The sequence below is a fragment of the Ohtaekwangia sp. genome, assembly GCF_036786105.1.
Lineage (GTDB): Bacteria > Bacteroidota > Bacteroidia > Cytophagales > Cyclobacteriaceae > Ohtaekwangia.
Map to the genome: position 1 here is coordinate 28,476 of NZ_DAIQRQ010000011.1, position 6,498 is coordinate 34,973.

The window sequence follows — 6,498 nt, forward strand, 5'->3', positions numbered from 1 at the left end:
CGAGGTCCACACAAATGAAGTAGCTCCTGTTCCGCTGGCCGTTACTTGTGCATTGATACACAGATTGGTTGTGCTGATGGCTGCGTTGGCTACTACTGTACCTTGTGATAAGGTTACTGTTGCACCGGCTGAACAGTTTGTGGCATCGGTTATCTCGATCGCATAGTCTCCGGGAGGATATGAACCGGTTGATTGACGCGGGAAGGTGACTGTTGCTGAAGAGGACTCAACAACTTGGCCGGTAGTGGCAGATGTTATCTTATATGTGCCCGACATGGCTGCAGACGCTGCTAACGTAATAGTGCCTGATGTACATATAGTTTGAGTTCCTCCGGTTACCGTGAAAGCGTTGGTGCTGATCGTGGTGGCATCATTGGTGAAGCATCCTGTTACCTGGTCAACAACCTGAATGTTGTAGGTGCCAGCGCCAAGCCCTGTAGCAGAACCGAGGAATGGCACGGCTATATTTTGTTTGGTATCGGCAAAGGAAGGGCCACCCAATGTATAAGATACGGGTGAACCAACAGGCTGCGAAATATTAATTGATATACTTCCATTGCTTGCTCCACAATTAATTGTTCCACTTGGAGTAATGTTTACAACAGGAGATTGATTTACAGTAAACGTAATTGTATCGCGCGCTGTACAGGTTGTAGTGGGATCAGTATATACCACTATATATTGAAATACTCCGGCTGTAGCAAAGCTGGCTACTTGTGTAGGACCGTTGTTACCGGCGATCACCGTACCATTTAAACGCCATACGTGATTCTGGAAATTGATGCGTGTGTTCAGTGTAATGCCACCGTTGGCTGCAGAACATACTGTTGAATCGGGACCAAGATTAATTGTGGTCAATGAAGGAAATACATCAATCTTGCCATCCGTAGAACATCCGGAAACTTTGCTGGTTACAGTTACATTATAAAACCCTGCCTTGCTCACGCTGATCGTCTTGGTAGTGTCGCCCGTTACCCAGCTATAGGCGAGGCTTGGAGCATTGGTCGGGTTGGCATTCAATGTTAAAGGTGGATTGCAAAGTGCCAGCGTTGTAGAAGGATCTGCCGGAGGCGCATAGATTCTGAACTGTTGTGTAAGCACAGTATCCAGTCCGCAGCGATTGGTGATTTGCAATTGCGCTGTATATAATCCTGCCGTTGTGAACAGGTAACTGAACGTTGATTTTGTAGACGAAGTGACCACCGTGCCCGATGGTGATTTGATCTGCCAGAAGAATTTGTCGATCACATCCGTTCCGGTGCCGGAGAAGTTTGTAGAATCTCCCGCACAGACACCGGTTACCGCTATACCAGGGCCTTGCGTAGGATCGGAGATAATCTGTATAAAATTCGGTAATCCTAAATGACTCAAGGTACTCGCAGCCGGTACGGAAGGCTGCAATGGAAACTGATTAACATTGAATGACGAAGCTCTTGTCGTATCACCATTTACGGTGATCATGCCTAAATAAGCTTTACCATCAACCGCTACATATATTTGCCCGTCAGGGCCAATCTGAATGGCACCAAGTTTCTCATTGTAAGTTTGCTGCGACATTGGTGTTGGTTTCTTCACTTCGTGTGGTATGCCCAGTGTATCGAAAGCAAATTCGTAGAGCTTGGAGGTAACATCACTCAACGTTGCGAAGAGTTTATTTCCACCGGCACCAAATTCAATTCCATATACCTGCCCTGACGTGCTGTTCAGGTTAGCCTTACGGTAATTGGTTACTGCGCCCGTAGAGTCAGCAAAGTCAAATACTTCCACAATATTCGAAACACCCGGTGTAGAAAGCGCTACAGCGAGTCGGTTCTGCGGACCGAGCTTCATATAGCCCTGACCGTTTTGCGCATACGCCATCGAGTGGTCGGAGCCTATACTTGAGATCACCGGATTGCCTATACCTTGTGTCGTGATACGATATGCACGGAATGAGTTATTGCCATATTCGTGAGCGATCAACCAATTCTGGTTACCCGTAATTCTTTCCGTGCTTTTGGTAAAGAGCGTTACATTCTGATCTACCAATCCACCGGTACCGTTGTTCAGCTTCAGGTCGAACAATGTATAAGCAACACGGTACGTGTAGGAACCATACACTTCCTGTGTTGTGAAGATATAGTATAGCGTTTCATCACCGGGCACGGGTATGATCAACGCAGCTTGTGTCGATCCCGGATCACCACCTATACCCGAACCGATCTGGGTAAAGTTTCTGTCCCAAACTTTATCGCCATCGGTAAAGAAGATCACTTGCCCATTGCGATCAGATATAGTCGAAGTTCCTTCCGGAGCATCCATTACCGGGTTGGATATGGATTGTGCCGGTGAAGATGGTTTACGAAACAAAGGATTGAAATCTATACCGGCATTCTGGCCAAAGTACCAGATGTTGGCACGTTGATCCTGTATACCGTATTCCTTGATATTCACCCCGGCATAAGTTGAACATCCGCCTACCGTTGCAACGAGGTAATAATAGCCCGCAGAGTCAGGTTGCAACGTAGCGGTCGTGCCGGTACCAGGCGAGCCGATTGCTCCGGCAGGGCCATACCATTGCCAGGTAGGACTGCCGCTTCCCTGTATCTTTGCACTTACGCTAAATTTTCTGCCGCAGGAAGAAACATTTTTTGCTTTTGGAAACGGAAGCTCGCAACTACAGGCAGTAGTATCCTGCACCAGGTTGATCTGGGTATCGAAGTTGTTGATTGTGATGGCTTGTACGGTATCTTTTACAACACCATTCAAAAATGCTTTGACCGTTACGTTGTATGTGCCGCCGGCTTTATAAGTATATACCGGGCTCCAGTCACGGGAGGAACCGCCATCGCCAAAATTCCAGTTAAGACTGTCAGCTCCTGGTGTTACCGTGGGGAAGAAAGATGTAGGAGCATTGGCACAGAATCCCTTGGCATCAAAATATACTTTCATTTTGATGCTGTCGTGTGGTGCAAATGTAGGGAACTGCCTTCCGCCAAAGTTGCCGGTAAAGATTTGTGCGTTGTAATTTACTTCGCTCGCTACTGTATCTGTATTGGTCAAAGCTCCCAGAAAGAACGAGCCGCCGGATTGATAGAGGTGATAGATCACACTGTCAGGGCCCATCTGCAGGCCATAACTTTCAGTGGGTTGTGTTGATAATACCGATGCCGGCGAAAGTGTCGGAGCGGTAAGATCATACTGCAACACATCGCCGGCAGCAGCACCTTCGCCAAATACAGATACATACAGATATTGCCCTTTGGGACTGAACTCGGCATCGTAGATAGCCTGGTTGACCACTGGATTTACCCCTGTGTTGATTACGCGTGTGCTGGTAAGTGTTGGCAACGTGGCCGGGGTTACCGGAAAAGTAATGGAAAGAATTTCAATGTCACGGTTGACTTCCTGGGGAGACACAGCAATGCGTTTAGACGCTGCGTTGTAATTGAAGTTGGCAGCGCTCTGAATAAGTCCTCCGGAAACAAGTCCCTGGTATACCACACCAGCAGTACTGATCTTCACAAAATGGTAGTTGGTCGTGCCTTTTGCATGAGTCATCAACCAAATGTCAGTGCCGTTGATATCGGCCATCGTAATCATGGCTTCCGACAGGTTGGAAGGTAAACCTGCTATGGTCTGATTTTTTGTAGTGACATCGCCGAGGGGAGGTTGACCAAAAGCTGTCGCGTTACCAATCTGGAGAGAGTCAACTATACTATAGCGCACTGTTCCCGAAGCATCGGCATGGAAAATATAGTATTGTGCGGAGTTAGCCGGATTTTGACAAATAGCCACCGGCTGATTGCGGGTAGCATCGCCCGTGATAGCGCCGTTGGGCATAGCCTGATGGGAGGCATCGATCACACGGGTACCATCGGTATAAAAGAAAAGATTACCGGTTACGGGATCACTGGCTACGGCGCTTCCGCCTGTGCCAAAAGGAATGAACTGATTTGTTACCAGTGACGCGGAGTTATCGGAACGACTGAACCGTATGCCGCGATTACTGTTACCGAAGTACCAGTTATGGCCGGCAAAGTTCTGTGCCATAGTGCAGACCGGCATGACTGCTGTTATCAAAAAAAGAAACCGGTAAAGATGTTTTCTCACGTTCTTCAGTATTTGGTTCTGTAACTTACCAATCGTTCTGTTTATGTGTCAAATGTAAAACGCTCAAGTCGTTTTAAAGTATACAATTTGAGTTAAAATTAACCGTTAACACTAAGCTGTTAACAGTTGAGCGATAATATTGCGTAAGCTGGTGTTAATCGGGCGCCGGTACAACTGAGCAGACAACGGTTAACGGATAACGGTTTTTCTGCGGAAGGATAACGGATAACGGATAACTTTTTATTACTTTGCCCCGATTGCATAATCTAAAAACACACGACTCGATGTACAGGATACTCCTGCTTTTATGTGTATTAATGCTGGTGCTGGAAGGTGCGGTAACTGCTCAGGACCCTCAATTTTCCCAATTTTATGCAGCACCGCTCTACCTGAATCCTGCATTGGCAGGATCGACCAACCAGGCAAGAGCAGGTATGAACTACCGCAATCAGTGGCCCGGTATTGATGCAAACTTTACTACCGTGTCGGCATACTTCGATTATTTTATTGAAGACAAGAACAGTGGTATAGGAATGATTCTGACCCGCGACCGCGAAGGGCTTGCAGGTCTACGTTCCATAAATCTCGGGTTGCAATATTCGTACGAACTGAAGCTTACCAACTACCTCGGCTTTCGTCCGGGGGTGCAGGTAGGGCTTTATAACCGCGATGTAAATTTTGGCAAGCTTACCTTTGGTGATCAGTTTGATCCGGCTACCGGGCAACTCATCAGCAAGCAAACTGCGGAGACATTCAATACACAATCCAGTAAAACATTTTTAGACCTTTCTTTTGGTGGTGTATTCTTTACCAAGAGTGCATGGCTGGGAGTTTCTACATGGCACCTTACGCAGCCTAACCAGAGTCTGATCGGTGAGGTAAGCAAACTTCCGATGAAGCTATCGGTACATGGAGGTTTTAAATTCTATATGACACCGGGTGTAACAGGAAGCGGAGTATATGCACGCAAATCGGAGAGAAGTATAGCGCCTGCTTTCCAGTACCGTCATCAGGGACAATGGGATCAGGTCGATCTTGGTATGTACTTTACCTTCGAACCCCTGGTATTGGGAACATGGTATCGCGGAGTACCTTTCAAGAATGTAGGAGGTACAGTCAATAACGAATCCATTGTTCTCCTCATCGGCTTTACCAAACTTGGTGCAAAAGATGCGATCAACATCGGTTATAGCTACGACTATACTATCTCTAAACTGGGTACGGGCAGCGGTGGTGCACATGAGTTCAGCCTGGTATATACCTGGCCGATGCGTAATCCCCGCAAGCCACCAAAAGACAAGCTCATTATTCCGTGCCCTGACTTTTAAAATGATATTACAGATACAGTATAAGGCTTCCTTCGGGGAGCCTTTTTAATTGTATAGTAGTATGTGTTGGTATATACTTTAACACAAGCCACAACGAGTGTAGAACCAATCATTATCTTTACATCATGAGTATTCAATATTCACTCGAACTGTTTGGTACATTTTTCTTTGCCGTTTCAGGCGCACTTGCCATTCAGGATAAAGAGCACGACTGGTTTGGTGCCGGCTTTACCGGCTTTGTTACGGCAATAGGAGGAGGAAGTCTTCGCGATATGATCTTGGGAAGCTATCCGCTGGTATGGGTAGGTGATATATACTTTGTGTACAGCATCATTGTGGGAGTAGGAGCGGCTATTATATTCTACAAATACCTTATCCGACTGCGCAGAACATTTTTTCTGTTCGATACTTTTGGCATCGCATTCTTTACGGTGTTGGGTGTAGAGAAATCGTTGAGCCTCGGTGTTCGCCCGGAGATTGCAGCGATCATGGGCATGTTCTCGGCCATTATGGGAGGCGTAATCCGCGATACGCTTACCAATGAAACACCGATAATTTTTAGAAAAGAGATCTATGCTACAGCGTGCCTGGCCGGTGCAGTATGTTACCTGCTGCTCGATTTGCATACCACCGTAGAACGAAACACCACCATGCTTCTCTCCGCAGGCCTGATCATTACTATCAGATTGGTAGCCGTAAAGTTCAGGCTGTCGCTGCCCGAGTTGAAGTAGCGAATAGTTAACCGTTACAGGTTATTAGTTACAGGTTAACCGGGAAGAGTGATGTATTGAGTTTGTTAACGGATAACGATTAACCGGTAACGGATAACGAATGATGAAGTAATGACAAAGTAAAGAACGTACAGCGTTAGATATATGATACAACTTCCAGGAGCCAGCAGCTTGAGGCTTTACTTAAAATATTGAATAAGGAACACCGATCAACAAGTGTTGAAGTATAAAACCTAACACCGCTAACCTCGCTCACTCACATACCTTTAGCAGCTCGAGGCCGGCAGCTGGCAACTTTAAAAAAATACTAACGAAAGTTAGTGGCCACGAAAAAAAATTAAAGTTCT

At 46.5% G+C, this 6,498-nt stretch carries 3 protein-coding genes; 2 read left to right on the plus strand and 1 reads right to left on the minus strand.

Going from position 1 to position 6,498, the window contains the following annotated elements; translation table 11 throughout:
* The coding region (locus V7Q33_RS07530) for a PKD domain-containing protein (protein WP_333819442.1) at nt 1-4,032 on the minus strand (4,032 nt) is incomplete at its 3' end.
* 344 nt (nt 4,033-4,376) lie between these two features.
* Between V7Q33_RS07530 and V7Q33_RS07535 the strand changes: the two genes are divergently transcribed.
* Together V7Q33_RS07535 and V7Q33_RS07540 are read left to right on the plus strand one after the other, a co-directional pair.
* Nucleotides 4,377-5,420: a PorP/SprF family type IX secretion system membrane protein gene (locus tag V7Q33_RS07535; RefSeq protein ID WP_331977215.1), complete on the plus strand. Its 1,044-nt coding sequence runs from the start codon at nt 4,377-4,379 to the stop codon at nt 5,418-5,420.
* A gap of 125 nt (nt 5,421-5,545) precedes the next feature.
* Nucleotides 5,546-6,151, plus strand: a complete 606-nt coding sequence (locus V7Q33_RS07540; protein ID WP_331977213.1) for a trimeric intracellular cation channel family protein — start codon at nt 5,546-5,548, stop codon at nt 6,149-6,151.
* The last annotated feature ends 347 nt before the right edge of the window (nt 6,152-6,498 follow it).